This is a genomic window from Thermoplasma sp. Kam2015 (assembly GCF_003205235.1).
Lineage (GTDB): Archaea > Thermoplasmatota > Thermoplasmata > Thermoplasmatales > Thermoplasmataceae > Thermoplasma.
In genome coordinates this window covers 1-17,768 of the sequence record NZ_QJSM01000040.1, presented here as the reverse complement: position 1 = coordinate 17,768, position 17,768 = coordinate 1, and the positions used below count along the sequence as shown (strand labels likewise).

Annotated in this window: 18 protein-coding genes, 1 tRNA gene and 1 rRNA gene; 12 read left to right on the top strand and 8 right to left on the bottom strand. The window is 46.8% G+C overall.

Annotated features, from left to right (window positions below):
• A partial coding sequence (locus DMB44_RS08370; protein WP_153280201.1) for an IS200/IS605 family accessory protein TnpB-related protein occupies positions 1-657 on the top strand: 657 nt, incomplete at its 5' end.
• A gap of 85 nt (positions 658-742) precedes the next feature.
• Positions 743-1,399 (top strand): 2-phosphosulfolactate phosphatase family protein, encoded by a 657-nt coding sequence (locus tag DMB44_RS08365; protein WP_110642679.1) that lies wholly within the window; start codon positions 743-745, stop codon positions 1,397-1,399.
• A gap of 3 nt (positions 1,400-1,402) precedes the next feature.
• Here DMB44_RS08365 and DMB44_RS08360 read toward each other — a convergent pair whose 3' ends face one another.
• From DMB44_RS08360 to DMB44_RS08350, 3 genes are all read right to left on the bottom strand, one after another.
• Complete coding sequence (locus tag DMB44_RS08360; RefSeq protein ID WP_110642677.1) at positions 1,403-2,065, bottom strand: 6-hydroxymethylpterin diphosphokinase MptE-like protein; 663 nt, start codon at positions 2,063-2,065, stop codon at positions 1,403-1,405.
• On the bottom strand, positions 2,066-3,187 hold the full coding sequence (locus DMB44_RS08355) for a DUF373 family protein (protein WP_110642675.1): 1,122 nt from the start codon (positions 3,185-3,187) through the stop codon (positions 2,066-2,068).
• Between the two features lie 115 nt (positions 3,188-3,302).
• Positions 3,303-3,521, bottom strand: a complete 219-nt coding sequence (locus tag DMB44_RS08350; protein WP_110642686.1) for a transcriptional regulator — start codon at positions 3,519-3,521, stop codon at positions 3,303-3,305.
• Between the two features lie 141 nt (positions 3,522-3,662).
• Here DMB44_RS08350 and DMB44_RS08345 point away from each other — a divergent pair, with 141 nt between their 5' ends.
• The 8 genes from DMB44_RS08345 (at position 3,663) to DMB44_RS08310 (ending at position 11,364) form a co-directional block, all read left to right on the top strand.
• Positions 3,663-5,213: an FAD-dependent thymidylate synthase gene (locus DMB44_RS08345; RefSeq protein WP_110642673.1), complete on the top strand. Its 1,551-nt coding sequence runs from the start codon at positions 3,663-3,665 to the stop codon at positions 5,211-5,213.
• Positions 5,214-5,344: 131 nt separating this feature from the next.
• Positions 5,345-5,427: transfer RNA gene (locus tag DMB44_RS08340), tRNA-Ser, on the top strand.
• A 52-nt stretch (positions 5,428-5,479) separates the two neighbouring features.
• Positions 5,480-6,607, top strand: coding sequence for a fructose-1,6-bisphosphate aldolase/phosphatase (gene fbp / locus DMB44_RS08335; RefSeq protein ID WP_110642671.1), 1,128 nt, complete (start codon positions 5,480-5,482; stop codon positions 6,605-6,607).
• 303 nt (positions 6,608-6,910) lie between these two features.
• Positions 6,911-8,382: ribosomal RNA gene (locus DMB44_RS08330) — 16S ribosomal RNA — on the top strand.
• Positions 8,383-8,462: 80 nt separating this feature from the next.
• Complete coding sequence (locus DMB44_RS08325; RefSeq protein WP_110642669.1) at positions 8,463-8,684, top strand: protein translocase SEC61 complex subunit gamma; 222 nt, start codon at positions 8,463-8,465, stop codon at positions 8,682-8,684.
• A 10-nt stretch (positions 8,685-8,694) separates the two neighbouring features.
• On the top strand, positions 8,695-9,561 hold the full coding sequence (locus DMB44_RS08320; protein ID WP_110642684.1) for a transcription elongation factor Spt5: 867 nt from the start codon (positions 8,695-8,697) through the stop codon (positions 9,559-9,561).
• A 1-nt stretch (position 9,562) separates the two neighbouring features.
• A complete protein-coding gene (locus DMB44_RS08315; protein ID WP_110642667.1) occupies positions 9,563-10,906 on the top strand; it encodes a hypothetical protein in 1,344 nt (447 codons plus the stop codon).
• On the top strand, positions 10,903-11,364 hold the full coding sequence (locus DMB44_RS08310) for a DUF1947 domain-containing protein (RefSeq protein WP_110642665.1): 462 nt from the start codon (positions 10,903-10,905) through the stop codon (positions 11,362-11,364). The genes DMB44_RS08315 and DMB44_RS08310 overlap by 4 nt, the downstream gene beginning before the upstream one ends.
• A gap of 1 nt (position 11,365) precedes the next feature.
• Here DMB44_RS08310 and DMB44_RS08305 read toward each other — a convergent pair whose 3' ends face one another.
• Positions 11,366-11,650, bottom strand: a complete 285-nt coding sequence (locus tag DMB44_RS08305; RefSeq protein ID WP_110642663.1) for a hypothetical protein — start codon at positions 11,648-11,650, stop codon at positions 11,366-11,368.
• A gap of 531 nt (positions 11,651-12,181) precedes the next feature.
• Here DMB44_RS08305 and DMB44_RS08300 point away from each other — a divergent pair.
• Positions 12,182-12,955, top strand: a complete 774-nt coding sequence (locus DMB44_RS08300) for a hypothetical protein (RefSeq protein WP_110642660.1) — start codon at positions 12,182-12,184, stop codon at positions 12,953-12,955.
• Between the two features lie 15 nt (positions 12,956-12,970).
• On the opposite strand, the gene DMB44_RS08295 is transcribed toward DMB44_RS08300, so the two are convergent.
• The 4 genes from DMB44_RS08295 to DMB44_RS08280 form a co-directional block, all read right to left on the bottom strand.
• Entirely contained in the window at positions 12,971-13,885 is a 915-nt protein-coding gene (locus DMB44_RS08295; protein ID WP_237265381.1) for a bifunctional phosphoglucose/phosphomannose isomerase, read from the bottom strand.
• Positions 13,886-14,227: 342 nt separating this feature from the next.
• A complete protein-coding gene (gene rqcH, locus DMB44_RS08290) occupies positions 14,228-16,015 on the bottom strand; it encodes a ribosome rescue protein RqcH (protein WP_110642656.1) in 1,788 nt (595 codons plus the stop codon).
• Positions 16,016-16,071: 56 nt separating this feature from the next.
• Positions 16,072-17,028 carry a TIGR01177 family methyltransferase gene (locus DMB44_RS08285; RefSeq protein WP_237265380.1) on the bottom strand — a complete coding sequence of 319 codons (957 nt, stop codon included), beginning with the start codon at positions 17,026-17,028 and terminating at the stop codon, positions 16,072-16,074.
• Entirely contained in the window at positions 17,025-17,360 is a 336-nt protein-coding gene (locus tag DMB44_RS08280; RefSeq protein ID WP_110642654.1) for a DNA-directed RNA polymerase subunit L, read from the bottom strand. The genes DMB44_RS08285 and DMB44_RS08280 overlap by 4 nt, the downstream gene beginning before the upstream one ends.
• 282 nt (positions 17,361-17,642) lie before the next feature.
• On the opposite strand from DMB44_RS08280, the gene DMB44_RS09700 reads away from it, so the two are divergent.
• Positions 17,643-17,768 (top strand): DsrE/DsrF/DrsH-like family protein (locus DMB44_RS09700; RefSeq protein WP_201796950.1); only part of this gene is annotated, 126 nt, incomplete at its 3' end.

The window sequence follows — 17,768 nt, the reverse complement described above, 5'->3', positions numbered from 1 at the left end:
AACATCGTAACCATTGGAAACAACATATCCGAAAGGGGTATTGCTGTCAAGGGCGGTGTTCTGAAATCAATAAACCAGTATTTCAATAAAGAGTTATCAAGATTAAAATCTATCAATGACAGGCAGAGGAAAAACAGAGAGAATACAAAAAGGATAAACAGGCTGTATTTAACAAGGAACAGAAAAATAAAGGATATCATGCATAAACTATCAAAAGCAGTCATAGAATATGCCATGAATAATAAAATCGACACAATTGTAATAGGCCATAATAATGGATGGAAGCAGTCTGTGGATATCGGTAAGAAGAACAATCAGAACTTTGTGCAGATACCTTTCAATATGCTCATACAGCAGATCAAATACAAAGCAGAAGAGAAAGGGATCAATGTCATGATACAGGAGGAGAGCTATACAAGCATATGTTCGTTTCTTGATAACGAAAGCATAGAACAACACGACACGTACATGGGAAGGAGAATAAAGAGAGGTGTATTCCAGTCTGCAAATGGAACATTAATACATGCTGACCTGCAGGCTTCTTACAATATGATAAAGAAGGCAGTCCCTGAAGCATTTGACGGGATAGAGGGTATTGGGTTGTACCCACGGAGTTTAAGCATCAAGGAGATGATAACTTCCAAAGGTGGATGTTAACATGGTTAACAGAAACCATAACCTGGTTCCATAACTGCGGGAAATATTTTATCCACATGATCCATGATGCCCTGATAATCAACCGATGATAAGGATAGGCGATGGAAGAAAGAGCGATTCCTGGGCGGAGATCAACGTGGTGGTGGATGTATTCAGATCCACGACGACCATACCGCTGATACTTGCAAGGGGTGCGCAATACGTTGTTCCGTTCAGGGACGTGAGGAAGGCCATAGAGTTCAAGAGGAAGAACCCCGGTACGGTGCTAATCGGGGAAAAATATGGAATAAAGCCGCCGTACTTCGATTATGACAATTCTCCAGCGGAGATCGATGAGGCGGATCTGTCCGGAAAGATAGTTGCCTTCACATCCACAAATGGAACCTATGTCCTTTCTAGAATAGGATCCGGGCGGGTTATATTTGCGTCGTATGTGAACTTCAGTTCAGCCGTCTCCATGATCAGAAAATATTCGGACGTGCTGATACTGCCTTCCAACAGGCCAATCGGCAGGGCTGAGGAGGATATACTATTTTCAGAACTGCTGAAGGCAGCTGCGGAAGGAAAGCAGGTCAATGTGGATGCATACCTGAAGGAGACCGCCGAGATAAACAGAAGCATAATAGCCGGTGTGAGCGAGAGGGATCTGGAATACTGCCTGAAGCTTGATTATACTGATATACTGCCGGAATATGTCGGTGGAAGGATAATAAGGAGCGCGGAATCGCTTGGCGAACAATGAAGATCAGATATCTATGAAATCACCGCAGGTCAAAGTTGTCCCGCGTTCAAGCGCGATCATGGATATGAGTGCTTCCGCCCATTTCAGCTTCTTTGCCTTCATGGCATGATTCCCAGGCTTGGATCTGTTAACATTCCTGAAATCGAAGGATACCAGCACGATATTGCTGAAGCCCATGCGGTCTGCGATATATACGGATCGATCGCCGTCTGTGAAGCCGAAGAAGTTTGCAATGTTCCTGAACGGTAAATTCTGTGTTGTTCCGATCATTTTACTGTTCATTCTTGAGCTGTTGTTCACTATACTGCCTATGTTGTCTCCATGCGCATGTATAACTATCTTCGTTCCCCGCGCGGCGCAACGGAAAATCGCGTCAATATCGCCATCCAGATCCGTGACTACGATGTCTGGGCATCCTGCGATCTCCGTGTAGGCGGTTATTGCGGAATCTGCCACGATGTGGTATCCAGGAGACAGGCTTGGCAGGATCTCAGAGATCTCCGGCCCATTGCCTATGATGTATGCTGTGTTTCCCTTAGCTTCAGGTAAAATCGGATCTCCAACAAAGTTGGAAAGGATCCTGGAGGCCAGGCTATCCATCTCCGGATCGAAGTTAAAATCATCGACGATGGAACCGTATATCGAGATCCATCTGATCATGTCCATTCATGTACCCTCCCTCAGGATCTCCGGATTTTCGTTGAAGTACCGATGTACCATCGAGGAGACTATGGCTATTATGAGACCAAGTATCAGGAAGAAGATGCTTATGAGGCCCGATTTCAGGGATATAAATCCGAGTATGTATCTTATGTAGTTGAACATGCCGTACACGACGAAGGCTATTGACAGGGAGAATATGAGGCCGTACCATATTTTAAGTATTCCTGCCTTCCTCCCAACGGCAAGCTCCGCGACTCTGCCGACCTCCGTGGTGAAGATGGATCCGTAGACCCACCATGTGAATAGCGACAGAAATATCAGGAAGGCGTCTAGGCCGTTCCTTGATGTGCGAACGGCTATGGTATAGCTGGATGCTATGCCGACCATGACCAGAAGCGCAGCAATGACATAGGTGAAGAACAATATTCTTGTATCCTGTGCGTATTCATGCACCTCCCTTATCACCCTGGCCATGAGGTTGAAGAGGTCAAAGCCCCTCTCCAGGAGGTATGCACCAAGAACAAGGGTGACGAAGGTTATGGCGCCAACGGTAGGATCGATGACACGGACGCCGGTAACGTAAGCTGAATAGAGTATGAATATCAGCGAGACCAGGCCGTAGGTCAGGAAAACGAGGCCGAGCGGTATCAGTATCTTGCTGAGTATCTTCTTGTCCTTAAGCGCGCGGACTATGTAGTAGTAAAGGCTCTCTATGTTCTCATTGTGCCTGACTATTATGTGCTTTACGTACCTTATCTTTATATATGACAGGATGACTGGAACTATGTAGTCGTCCTCTGCACCGTCGGATACGAGTATGGCATCGGTATACTGCCCGGATCCCACGACATCAGCTATCTGCCTGGAAAGTATCTCGTCAGATTTTTCCCCGACGTCGTTGTCTCCGGTGAGAAGCGCAATTTCCACATCTTCGCCCTTCTTCCTAAGATCCTCGTAGACCTTCAGGGCGCCAAAAAGCGCATTGGAGTCGGAATCCTCTGGATCAACGCTTATCAGCCTCACGGCAGCATTATAACACTCTGTGTATCCAACGACAGGACCCTTGACGCCTGCCTTGTCTCCGAAGTCGTTGTCCCTGTCCACATTGATGATGAGGGTTGTCATACCTGGCCCCAGCGCATGTTTTTATTAACAGAAACACTTATTTAAGCATATTTATAGCGCGTAAATGGTAACGAAAACATACACAAAAAATTAATTTAAAAAGGTGGTAAAAATATTATTTTATGACGAAATATCCAGCGCTCTTCTGTCTCGCAACTCTCTTGACATAGCCCTTCTTCTGCAGTTCCTGAAGGGCAGAGTTCACAATGGACTTTCCAAGTGCCGCAGCCTTCATAATATCGTCTGCAGTCTTGAGCTTCTCTTCAGAGGTTGCTCCAAGCTTCTTCATAGCATCGTAAATCTTCTTTGCATTATCGGTTAGATCGTCAGGCATAATACCACTCGTTGGATATATCATATTAATATATATATCTATCATTTTTAAAGATCAGTCATGGATCGTCCGATCAAAATGTCTTCGCATCGTCGTGCTACGCGAATGGTATAAATTTAAATATTCTAATGATTAAGGTCTATGTCATTCTCAAACGAGGACAGGGACGTCTTCCTGATCAAGACGGATCGGATGATAGACCGCGGTGCACTCATGTCGCGCTATAGCAGGGCATCCGATCCAGACATAAGATCCGTATATCACAGGGAGTTTGAGGGCAACCAGAAGAAATCAGAGGAATTCTACAGGCGTATATTTCTAGAATACGGTGACGAATCCATAGCCGAACTCGTAACGGCGCAGGTAGGCGTCCAGAATGTATCAAACATAGCTTCGAAGGCCATAGAGGAAATAAGAATAGGCCTCTCTTATCTTGAAAAATCAACTAGATATGTTGCATATGACAAAAAGATCGATGGACACTACCTATTCATGCGGCCTGAGAGGATAGGGATAGGCGGCGACTCCGCCAGGGAATACGAGGATCTCTGCAACAGACTCTTCGATCTGTACTCAGCCGCGCTTCCGAGGATAGAAGCGGAGATATCGAAGCTGTGGCCGATAGAGTCTTTCGATTTCAGCATAGATTCAGGCCCAGCTAACTACAGGGATCTTGACGAGAACGGAAAGAAGCTTGCGCAGAGATCGTACAGATCCTCAGTCCGTTCCAGAGCGCTGGATGATGCGCGCTTCATACTTCCGGCATCCACTCTGACAAACATCGGCATAAGCGGGAACGCAAGGTCGTTCATACACCTCATACAGAAGCTGAAGGAATATGGCCTTCCTGAGACGGAAAGGATCTCATCGGATCTTTACGGCGAGCTCAGGCAAGAATTTCCCCAGATAATAGACGATGCAGTTTCCAAGCATGGAATGGATATAATAGATTACAAAAAGCGCCTGATGAACATGTTTCCGTTCACGGATGGCGGGAAATTTGAGAAGGTTAAGCTGATAAGATACGGAAACGAAAAGGACGAAATTCAGAAGGCCCTTGCATTTCTGATGTATCCATTCGCGGAGGACGCCTCCTCGATAATATCGAGGGTGAAGGCGATGGATGCTGCAGAGATATCAGCAATACTAGGTAAGATAAGGGATATGAGAAAGAACAGGCGTATGAAGATAGGAAGGCCGTTCGAGGCGGTCAACTACGTCTTCGAGGTGACCACAAATTATGGTGCATTTCGCGACCTGCAGAGGCACAGGTTCCTGACAATCATGAGGAAGCCGCTTACTGCAAGCTATGGATACGATGTTCCCCCTATCATAGCCAAGATACCCGATCTCTCCGAAGAGTATTCAGAGGCCATGAGGGAGGCTGCGGCTGTTTACGCCAGGATAAAGGAAAAGTATGGATATGCACTGGCGCAGTACGTGGTGCCTTTTGCATACAGGTATCCGGTTGTCTTCTCCACGAATCTCGCAGAGGCAGCATACTTCATAGAGATCAGGAGCACTCCTCAGGCACACTTTGATCTGCGTGATCTTGCGATCAGGATGTACAACGAGATAAGATCGGTGCATCCTGCACTCGCGGAACTCATAAAGTTCGTGGACACCGGTGATTATCCGCTTGGAAGGCTCTCGGCTGAGGTCAAGAAGAACTTAAAATCCGGCGGAATTTAATCTCAACATATAATTATTTTGTAGCTCAGAAATATAAGAGCATGCTGTGTATTATGTATGAGACCGTCCTGTAAAACGTTTATATGCGACAATAATATGGTGGTAATGCCGGCAGATGCCGTTCTGTGAGTGTCGGGGTAGCCTAGCCCGGTAAGGCGGTAGACTCGAGATCTACTGCTCTCGTAGCTCGGGAGTTCAAATCTCCCCCCCGACGTCCTTGCATGGTTTCAGGAAACTTTTTTATTCATATTCCAATAGGTAAATCAATGAAAGTGACTATTTCCCATATAAAGGCTGACATAGGAAGTTTGCCGGGCCACTCTATAGTGGACGAAAAGGTGATGTCGAAGATACAGGATTATATCGAGGATCATGGAAAGAACCTCATATCTGATTTCAGGATGGCTCATGTAGGTGATGATGCCCAGATAACCATGGTCCACACGAAGGGCATAGACAGTCCGGAGATACATGAACTGGCATGGAACGCCTTCAAGGCCGGTACTGAGGTTGCCAAGAAACTAGGCCTATACGGTGCAGGACAGGATCTGCTCAAGGACTCCTTTTCTGGAAACCTAAAGGGCATGGGTCCTGGTGTTGCGGAGATGGAGATCAACGAGAGGCCATCTGAGCCATTCATAGTGTACATGATGGATAAGACTGAACCGGGGGCATTCAACCTGCCCATATACAAGATGTTCGCGGATCCGTTTAATACGCCTGGGCTTGTAATAGACGAGGCCATGCACAGCGGTTTCCGTTTTGAGGTTTGGGATGTGATCGAACACAGGGCGATATTCCTGGACACTCCTGAGGACCTCTACGATCTGCTTGCTCTGATAGGTTCAAAAGAGAAATACGTGATCAAGAGGGTCTACACAAAGAAGGCCAACAAGAAGCTGCCTGAGGAGAATGTTGCGGTCATATCCACCGATAAGCTATCGCTCATAGCCGGCAAATACGTTGGCAAGGACGATCCTGCTGCAGTTGTCAGGATTCAGTCTGGCCTGCCAGCAGCTGGAGAGTCCCTGGAGGCCTTTGCATTCCCATACCTCGTCAGCGGATGGATGCGGGGTTCATTCAACGGCCCGCTTATGCCCGTGGCCATGAAGGATGCAAAGATGACTAGGTTTGACGGGCCTCCAAGGGTTGTTGCGCTGGGCTATGTGCTCAAATCAGGCAAGCTGGAGGGTCCCGTTGATATGTTCGACGATCCTGCTTTTGACTATGCAAGGCGCGTTGCCGGTGAACTGACAGATCACATAAGAAGGATGGGCCCATTTGAACCGCATAGGCTGCCTGACCAGGAGATGGAATACACCACACTACCCATTGTTATGGAGAAGCTGAAGGACAGGTTTGTGGACATAGAAAAGGAAACAGTGGCAAAATAAACACATATTTTTCCATATTTTATTGGGGTTTCTGCAATTTTTTCCCTCAGATTATTATTAGTATAATTATTTTAGATTTCCCTAGAAAATTGGTATTCTGCTTCGAAAGATATATATACTGATTTGCTATTCTTTACTTTGCACATAACAGGTATGGATGCCAACCTACCTACGAAAGAGATGAATCACGCTTGTGCGTGTTTATGTGTCTCTTCTTCCAGGGTTGGTAAATATGGAGTAGTGAGTAAGTAAGCTCACTTCTGACAGGTAGATGCCAGCCGCTAATTCCAATTGAGTGTTTTAACTCCGGTCGATCCTGCCGGCGGTCACTGCTATCAGGTTCCGACTAAGCCATGCAAGTCATGGGGCCGTAAGGCACCGGCGAACAGCTCAGTAACACGTGGATAATTTACCCTCAGGCGGGGCATAACCTCGGGAAACTGAGGCTAATTCCCCATAGTCATTACAAACTGGAATGGTTGTAATGATGAAAGCTTTTGCACCTGAGGATAAGTCTGCGGCCTATCAGGTAGTAGGTGGTGTAAAGGACCACCTAGCCTAAGACGGGTACGGGCCCTGAAAGGGGGAGCCCGGAGATGGACTCTGAGACAACAGTCCAGGCCCTACGGGGCGCAGCAGGCGCGAAAACTGTGCAATGCGCGAAAGCGCGACACGGGGAGCCTGAGTGCCTTGACTTTTTGTCAAGGCTTTTCTGATGCCTAAAAAGCATCAGGAATAAGGGCTGGGCAAGACGGGTGCCAGCCGCCGCGGTAACACCCGCAGCTCGAGTGGTGATCACTTTTATTGAGTCTAAAGCGTTCGTAACCGGTCTTATAAATCTTCAGATAAATTCTTCCGCTTAACGGAAGAACTTCTGAAGAGACTGTAAGACTTGGGACCGGGTGAGGTTGAATGTACTTTCAGGGTAGGGGTAAAATCCTGTAATCCTGAAAGGACGACCGGTGGCGAAAGCGTTCAACTAGAACGGATCCGACGGTGAGGGACGAAGGCTAGGGGAGCAAACCGGATTAGATACCCGGGTAGTCCTAGCTGTAAACGCTGCCCACTTGGTGTTGCTTCTCCGTTGAGGGGGGGCAGTGCCGTAGCGAAGGTGTTAAGTGGGTCACTTGGGGAGTACGGCCGCAAGGCTGAAACTTAAAGGAATTGGCGGGGGAGCACCGCAACGGGAGGAGCGTGCGGTTTAATTGGATTCAACGCCGGAAAACTCACCGGGAGCGACCTTCGGATGAGGGTCAACCTGACGAATTTACCCGATAGAAGGAGAGGTGGTGCATGGCCGTCGTCAGCTCGTACCGTAGGGCGTTCACTTAAGTGTGATAACGAGCAAGACCCCCATCTCTAATTGCCAGACTGTCTTAGCGGGCAGAGGCACTTTAGAGGGACCGCCAGCGCTAAGCTGGAGGAAGGAGGGGTCGACGGCAGGTCAGTACGCCCCGAATCTCCCGGGCTACACGCGCGCTACAAAGGACGGGACAATGAGCTGCAACCTCGAAAGGGGAAGCTAACCTCGAAACCCGTTCGTAGTCAGGACTGAGGGCTGTAACTCGCCCTCACGAATGTGGATTCCGTAGTAATCGTAGGTCAACAGCCTACGGTGAATATGCCCCTGCTCCTTGCACACACCGCCCGTCAAACCATCCGAGCTGGTGTTGGATGAGGGTCCGTCCTTTGGATGGATTCGAATCTGATGTCAGTGAGGAGGGTTAAGTCGTAACAAGGTATCCGTAGGGGAACCTGCGGATGGATCACCTCCAAGTTAGAACACTGGCTGGCATCTGCCCAGACCATACCTTTAAATTTCCTTTTTTTATAATGTTCTTGTTTCGGTGATTCAGTGTCGATTGAAGATAAGGCTGAGGAAATTCAGCAGGGTATTGAGCGAAGGTTTTCCAGCATCGGGAAGGGTAAATACGCAAGGATCCTTCGAATGGCCAGGAAACCTACAAGGGATGAATACATAAAGGTGCTGATCATTACTGCTGTTGGCCTCCTTATAATAGGTGGGGTTGGCTTTATAATATACCTGATCATGGACGTTTACTTCAAGATACCTTAAGGTGAAGCTTATGGAGAATGCCAAAGAATATGAATGGATATCATTCGATGCCCCAGAACGCCTGGAGGCAGGTGCAGGGGAATCGATAAATCTAAGATTCAGCGTAAAGAATATTCAGAATGTGAAAAGAAAATTCCGCTTTACGGCAGAGTACAGCATACAGGAGAACGATAACACCGTAGACTGGAAATCGGTCTTTAACATCAGCAAGAAGAACGAGATCTCGATGGTCGGCAGCGGAAAATTTCAGGATGATGTGGACATAGATCCGCTCAAATCAAGGAATTTTGATATAACGATACAGGCACCGAAGGGTGCATATCCAAACGATACTCTTAAGATACACTTCTCCGTGGAATCGGAGGATGGCGTTCACAGCTTTTCCAGAGACGTGAGCATTGTGCTCAGGCCAGTGATCGTTGCTCTGAAGACCACGGTTGGATCGGAAATACAGGTTGCGGTTGATCTGAATAACAGGGCCGAGAAGGACCGGGAAGACAGATCCGAGGGCGGCAACAAGGTGCCCAGCGAGGTCTATGCCATAATGGCCCCATACGAGATAAAGGGCTATATTTTCGTCGAGACGATGCATCCGGACAGGATATCGTATCTGGCCAGGGATATAAGGGGATACAAGGGCATGGTGTCCGGAAAGATAGATCTGGAGGAGATAGCCCATTACCTGACGCCAAAGCCAGCTGTTTCAGGCCTTGAGCTTGGATCTCTCGTTGAACTGGTGGAAGGGCCGTTCAAGGGAGAAAAGGCGAAGATCATATCCATAGATTCTGTTAAAGAAGAGGTCACCGTGCAGCTCGTGGAAAGCATGGTGCCCATACCTGTGACCGTGAAGGCAGAATCCATAAGGCAGCTAAAATGAAATGAAGCTCAAGAGCCTCTCAAAGGATGATCAGTCAAGGATAAAGAAGAGATTTCAGGATCTCTTCTCAGATCCGGAGAGGATTATCCCGGAACTGCTGGATTCTTCAATATTCTGCCCCATCGAATCATACAGGAAGAAGATCCGGCGAATGAAGGAGAGGGCTGATTTTTCATATTCAGGATCGGACAGTTTTCTATCAGCCATATCTGAAACCTTCAGCGCAATAAAAACAGATATACCCATCATGGGTGTGCTTAAGACGCCCTATGGAAGCCTGAGCTACGTCAAACGGGGAAACGTTGACGATCGCGTTCTTGCAGGCGTACAGAACTGGGATAACGATGTATGGAGGATGTTCTCATTCTACAATCTGGTCATGTCGAAGAATCTGCGCATATTTTCCTCAAAGAACTATTACCTTGCGTCATGCAGGGGTGCACCGCCCCCCGTTGAGTTCATTCAGGATGCCCTCAGCGAGGACGGCATAAGGTTTGAGATCTCGGATTCCTCCATCCATATCGGAAGGCAGGATCCATCCTTCACCATAACCATAATGTCCGCCATAAGACTGGTGGTTCATGCGGATTCAAAGTACAGGACAGGTTTTTCACTCCTGCGCCACATGCTCATAAGAAATCCACAGGAAGACATCGGCTTGGCATCAGATTTCCTGGACTGCGTCGGATCGGACGATCGCGGCCTCTTGGGCAGATACCTCTCCGGCGATCTGGACGATAGGCACTTGCTAGACCAGATCGTTTCCATGAGGAAGTCTAAGGTCATAAGATCCGGATATTACGGTATAGGATCCACATGCTACGATAGCCTGGATTCTTTCATATCTGCGATAGACGGCGCGCAGGAATATGCAGAATTTATCAGGGACTACGGATCTGGCATATACCTTGAGTCTCCGTCACTGGCGAAGCTGATGGAGATAGTCTGGCCAGATATTGGCGATCGCATATCCGAGGCCGTGATAAGAAGGCCATCCAGAAGCTTTGCCGAGATGATCGCGGCCAGATCACAGGCTGAGAATGAGGTGAAACTGGGCTTCACCCCATGGTCTGAGGACTCCAGGTTTCTGGCAGATCTCATACGTGCATACAGATCGAACGGCCTTCAACCCGCGGTGATGGAGATGAAGGACAGAGCGAAGAACCACGTGCAGAGATCAATACTCTATGCATTCACGGTTGGCATAGGCGGAACCTCTGTCGGATACCTGTTCGATGATGACGACAGGAAGCTGGGCATGGAGATCTCAGATTATGTACGCGGATTGGCCAATTCGGAAAACGTAGATGAGAACATACGGAGGATAAGGGCGTATATACCATGACATCCAAGCATTTCATATCGAAGAAGGAAGCGAAGAGGATCTGGGAAGCCATGGCGACATATGGCATCGACATATCCGGAGAGAACCTGGAGGTGGCAACTTTGAAATCAATATCCGCCTATTACATCGGTGGAAAGCCAATGATATTCCAGAATGAGAGGATAATCCCGAGCGTGTACCTCCTCAACTACAGAAACCCGTCCAAGAGCATCGTAACAGTTGATGAAGGGGCTGAGCCCCATATACTCAACGGAAGCGATGTATTTGCCCCGGGCATAGTCTCCATGGATTCGAATATACGGAAAGGCGACATGGTATTCATAAAGAGCATAAAGGGATATTTCATCGCCGTGGGCCTGGCTGAAATGGATGCTGATGACGTCATGAAGACGAGAAAGGGCAGGGCAGTGCACATAATACACTTCCCTGATGATGATATGATCAGAGCTTTTTCCTAGATCAGATGTATTTCAGCCACTCCATAATCGGATCATCGTCCGTCAGATCGTTGTAGGTTGTGCCGAAGCTGCTTATGGTCTCGAACCTGTAGAAGTATACTATGCCGTTCTGGATCTTTCCGTACATTATGTGCTCCACCGGTAGGTTATCCGGCAGATGCGGTATTGCCTCAGGAAAATTGGGAGAGAAATGCACCTCAACGTCATCCCCCTTCACAACAAGGGAGTAGGAACCGTTGGCCTGGATATAGGCCTTTAGCCTCTTGAAATCTATATTTGGCTTCATACACGCATCAATTTATTCTTGATATTTAAGCGCATGCTGATGTATTCATTTAATGATATAATTGATCCCTGAAGCATATGGTGGTTTATGATAATCTGATGATATGGATCGGCATTTTTGCTTTATTAATTTCAATAGCACCGCCTCAATCATGTTCGATCTGATACATCAATTATGGCATAATCGATGAAGCACTCTATCGTTCTAAATTAAGTTGATCAGAATTCTTCATAAAAAAATAAACGGAAAGATTAAAAGTTTCAAAAACTTATTAACTATATAATCGCCTTTAAATTAAGGTGGATTAAAATATGGATTCTCAAATAGAAAAAGAATATACAACCGAAGAAAAATTGAAAATAATAAGCAATTCTAGGTATATTAAAAACATCAAAACAAAAAAAGAATTGAAACAATACAGTGCATATATACCTATTAATAGATTGCAGTAGAAGCGTATTTTCTTCCAGTAAAACTGAACTATGTCGATGTTGCAGGTTACTTTTTTAAATGCGTAAGTATGTCTCAATCATGCTGAATCGAATCTACGTCATACCGCATGGCGATGAGATACTCGATATGGAGACTCGGGAAGATGAGGCCATGCACGAGGCCATCTCAAGGTACACGGCGGGTGATGACTCTGAAACGTTCATCGTGATAAGCCCTCACGGAATAGTCCTTGACAGCTACATAGCCGTTACGTATTCCAATATCATAACTGGATACTACCGCACAAAAAAGCATGTTCTGAGAAAGAGATACGAGAATGCGGTTGATCTTGTTGACATGCTGGCTGGGCACGAGACTGTACAGAGGCTTCGCTGCATCACTCTTTCTGGCAACTACCCGTGCTTTCTGGATTTCGGTTCGATAATACCTCTGACCTTTTTCAGGCCAAAGCGCATTGTGGCCATTGGCGAGCCAAGGTTGCTATCCAGGGAACGAATAGAGTCATTTGCCGAGCATCTTATCTCAGTTTCCGAGAAATATGCTGGAAAGATAAGCATCATAGTAAGTGCAGATCAGGCCCATACGCACAGTCCTGATGGACCATACGGATATTCAGATATGGCGGAATACTATGATGAAACGGTTATAAAAAGCATAGATTCGGGCGATTTCACAGCACTTTACAGGATACAGCAGGCAGTCATTGATGAAGCGAAGCCGGACAGCTACCAGAATATGATAATGCTGAAGAGAATGCTGGAGGTAACAGGCAGAAGGATGAAGGTAAGGTACTACTATGTAGCGAAATACTTTGGAATGGCCTTCGCCTCAGAATCAGGCAGTGAAAAATGAGGCCTGAACGCCAGTTCAGGCTATCCTCTTCTTTAGATCCTCTATTGCGGATACATCCCGTGGATCGATACCCCTGAGCCTGGCCAGATGATACGTTAGGTAATCGCCCACATGTATGAGATAAAACGATCTCGCAAACAATGACGTCCCCTTTAAGTCTATCTTCTTGAACTGAGTCCCAGTTATCTTCTGCGTCACCTCTATGCGCTTCCTTATCCTCTCGTCTTCTGAATCAAACGCCATGAAGTAGAACTCGTCCTTGCGATAGGTATCCCTCATTGGCATGGTATCGTTGTGATTCAGCTCTGAGAAGTAGCTGGAATATGCAAGCACCTTGGCATTCTCGTTGAACTGCGTCTTCCATCTGTAGGCGATGGATCTGAATGGGCTTGCACCGTAGATGACCGGTATCCTCCTTCCGGCAAATATCTCCGTTGCAATGTTCTCCTGAACGGTGTTGTTTGCATCAAGATCAGCCAGGATTCTTGAGGTCTCATCCACGTCATCTGGAGATGGCTTAATGAATGTATTTATTATTGGCATTGTTAGGTATCCCACTGCTGATCTGGGTTGCAGGCCAGATGGTATCTTTATAGTATCTATACCCATTTCACCAAGTTTGCCTCCAGAAGTAATGGCATGCACCTTTGCACCCTTCTTCATTGCAGCCTCTACGGCACTCAGCGTTTCTTCCGTGTTGCCGGAATAGCTTACGGCTATGAATTCGGTATTCTCATCCACGAAATTTGGGATGCTGTAGTCATCTGAAACGAATACGGGCTTATCGGAATACATCTCCGAGAAGATCCTTCCAGCTATGCCAGATCCACCCATTCCAGCTATAACTATATTGCTGAAACTGTCAACCTTGAAGGATTCACCAAATTTAACCTGGTCTTTCAGTGTCTTCAGCTCATCACGAAATTCCATGAAATGAGATCGAAGCATTCCTATTATAGGTTATGCCAGAATTAAAAGAGAAGTTAGGGATTTGGAGAAAGCAGTAAAACTCTTTCTTCGGACAGGAGATACACGGACTTCCCTCAACGAATATATTTATAAATTGTCTTCCCACATTCTTTTGTATCATCCAAGATAAACAAGTGTACGATGCTTGAGCGGGATCGATGAGATCCGAACTCATGCCTGTGGAGATCGCAACATCGGGCTTGTAGGGATGTTCGGAGGGGCAGAGGTCTCTTCGATAAAAGGAAGCTCAGATGCTTTAGCTTAGGAGTAGCTCACTTAGATAGTTTCAAAGTGATAGATACCTCATTCCACGATGGTAGATCCCCCAGGTGGAAGTATTTTTTCTATCTCTTCCTTATCTGTACTTAGCATTTCAGCAATCCTCCTTGCAATCTCTGAACGCTTGTGGTCTCCGGGTACTATCTTTACGCATTTCTCGCCTGAAGCGAAGACTGACTGCGGCCCTATCATTGGTATCTGTATTCCCTCTACATCTCGCATTCCGATGCACAGCTCTAGCTTCAGATCGGTTATGTAATTCCTCTTTCCCCTGATTATCCATGATCCGGTAGACACGTATTCTCCAGATTCAGGCGTCTTGCTGACCTGGCTTGGATAGACCCAGTAGGCCGTCCCTGAGGCTATTCCTGCAGCCCATGCCCTGGAGAATGAAACGGCAAAGGCCCCAGCCTCCCTTATGGTGGCATCCCCTGGCGGATCCTTTCCCGAGGATTTGATTATGGTGCTGGGGGCACCGTACATATCAGCATGAACGTATATATCGCCTTCCTGAAGATGCTTCTTCACGATCTTCTCATTGGACTTGGCATCCCTCCCGGCTATCACGAGGTAACCCTCGCTTGATATGAACCAGTGGTATGTTTCAAACCAGAACACCCTCCGCCGTTTCTTCTTATCAGCCTTCTGCATCTCAATCAGACGCTGTTTCTCAGCCTCTTCTATAGCCTTCATTGCTCCCTCGATTTTCTTCCTGTATTCCTTTGCCTGCGAAAAGTATCTGCTTGCATTTTCCCCGGCAGATACTGTATAGTCTATATCCACCTGCCTTCCGTCCAGATCCACAGTTATCAGTTTTCTTGCCTTATCAATGGTTCCGGCATAATTTCCTGATCTTGCAGATCTTATTGCGCTGTCTATCTCCTGAAGCCTTGCCATGATGGCTTTGCCGATTTCCTGCTTCTCATTCGATAGCCTTTCGAACTCCTCTATGCTCTTCTTCTGGGAATTTATCCTCCTCGTTATGGGATCTTCGAGTTCTTCCTCGCCCTTGGAATTTTCAAGTGCAAACACAAGCCCCTCGTTCAGATCCTCGAAGATCCTGCTGGGAGATCCAAAGTGCCTCATCTCGCAAGGCGAAACCAGCGCCTGATCCTCGTAGTAATAGGATCTGTTGCCAAGAGACTCCTTCAGAAGCGTGTCCAGCATGCCCCTGATGTCGCCGGATCTTTCGGAGGCAGATCTGGCCGGTGTCTCCTTGTCTATTCCTGCCCGGTACAGTATCTCCTCCGCCAGCTCGCCGCCCAGGTTCAGGCGAGTTGCCAGTGTCTGGACAATGTTGGCCGAACTTGCTGAAATAACTCTGGATATATCGTCGGCGCTGGCAGTTGAAGGATCAAAGGATGAGGGGGGCAGATATGTGCTGCCCACCTCGAGATCCCTGTTCTTCCATTTCCTCGGCCTGAGCACAAATGTTATCTTATCCCCATCCGTGGCTATGAGGTTGCCTTCCCTGAAGAGTTCAAGTATGAGCTTTTGTCCCGTATGGAAGGTGAACTCCACGACGCGATCGAAGTTTATCTGCCTTATTTCAACGATCCTCCTGTCAGAAATGGACTTGCGGAGAACCATGGCCGTCTGCGTTGCAGTCTCCGGGGTCTCAGCTGTCCTGAAGAAAATGCCGTGCTTTAGAGATATGAGCACATCCATTCTCTTTATGTCGGATCTGTATACCTGAACGAGAAAATCGTCCGGGCCTATCTGATAGACCTTCTTCACAAAGGACCCTATGAATCTGTCCCGGTATATGTTCACGAATGCGTAAAAGTCTATTGAACTCTCCTTGTCCTTCATCTGGACGACAATGCACTGCGTATATTTAAGGAAAGATGATATGCGATAATTCCATTTCAGTCGTCCCGCATCGCTGTTATGAAATGCCTCGTCAGGGATCTGTGCTGATATACAGGAACGTCGTGGATTATCCTGAAATACGGCCTGGCAAGTTCGATCATAGCGACGTCGGATACCGCGAATGCTGCATAACCATGCGGTTTCAGCATCTCATGGAATTTCCTGAATGAACGATCATACAGGGTCTCAAGATCCTCACTTGCATAGGAGTTCCTTCCATATGGCATGTCGGTCGCGATCCCATCTACGCCGGATACTGGCAGTTCTGATATATCCATGTTGTAGACCTGAAAGCTCTCAATGTGGAAATGCTTCAGATTTGTTCTTGCTCCAACAGCCATGGACAGGGATATATCGTTACCTATGACCTTGATTCCCATAAGCGCAGCCTCTATCAGGATACCGCCGGTACCGCAGAATGGGTCAAGGAGCATCTCGTTCTCCTTTACGTGGGCTGTATTGACGAGGAATCTGGCGTATTTTGGATCCATGGATACCGGTGAAAAGAAGGGCCTCTTCGGTGCCTTCCGTATGAGAAACTGCTTTTTATCTCGTTCATAGACCACCATGGTTATATAGAATACCCTGTGATGCACGACGCGGAGGACAAAATCAGGATCTTTGAATGAAACTCTCCCCTTTGCGCCCATCAGGTCGCCGATATGCGCTTCCGTTATTGGAGCGTTTCCATCAACGTCCCTGTATCGGACATAGAATTTGCCTGGGGGAAGATCCACGCTGCATGATGAGAGATCATCCGCCTCAGAAATGATCCTTCCGGCAGAATTCACGAAGGCGCATCTTTTGATGGATTCCCATGATCCGGAGATGACCGCGATCTCATCGTCAACATAATCTATGGTAAAATCGCCGTAGGTCTCCTGTATCGATATAAGCTCTACGTGCCTGGCTTTATCCCTTTCCAGGCTGAATTCCAGTAGATATCTGCTCATTCGACTGCTTTTATGATGTGATCGCTTTCATATCTCTGGATCTCCTTCTGGAACTGCGTCCCGAGATCCTCGTACAGTTTTGACAGCCTCCGCACGGCCCTCTTTATTGCGGACTGAGGCTTGCCAGATTTAACCCTTACGTATATTTGCGGGTTATCGATCACAGGATGCTTTATATAATAACGTGCTTCATCAACCTGATCGTCCTTCAAAATCTCCTCAATCAATGTTCTGAGAAGTGTGTTGTCGTAATTTATCATCTCAACAGTGATTGAGTTTTTTTCCTTAGAAATAACGCGGAGCGAACTCTCTGCTATCCTCTCCCTCTGCATAGCGGTATATTTTTAATACCTATTTATAGGTTGACACAGGGCCAAATTCTGTTTCAGAATACCTCGTGAATAGTCGATTCATTTTCTGAATTCTGTCTGTGCGTTAGCTGCATCAAAGATTCAAAATAGGTTGGACATTAACGAAATTTGCACATTCATGTATATATTCATAACACATTAAATAGTATATCTTTCAAATTTAGACGTATAATTAATTTCGATTATCGTTATAAATTATTGACAAAGTTTTATTAATCTTCCAATAATTACGTTACGATATTTATGTCCAAGACAATGTCGATTGTTCTGGCCTCCGGAACAATAGATAAGATAGCGGCCGCAGGTGTCATAACATCCGGTGCGGTTGCCAATGGAATCGACGTCAACATCTTCGTAACGTTCTGGGCA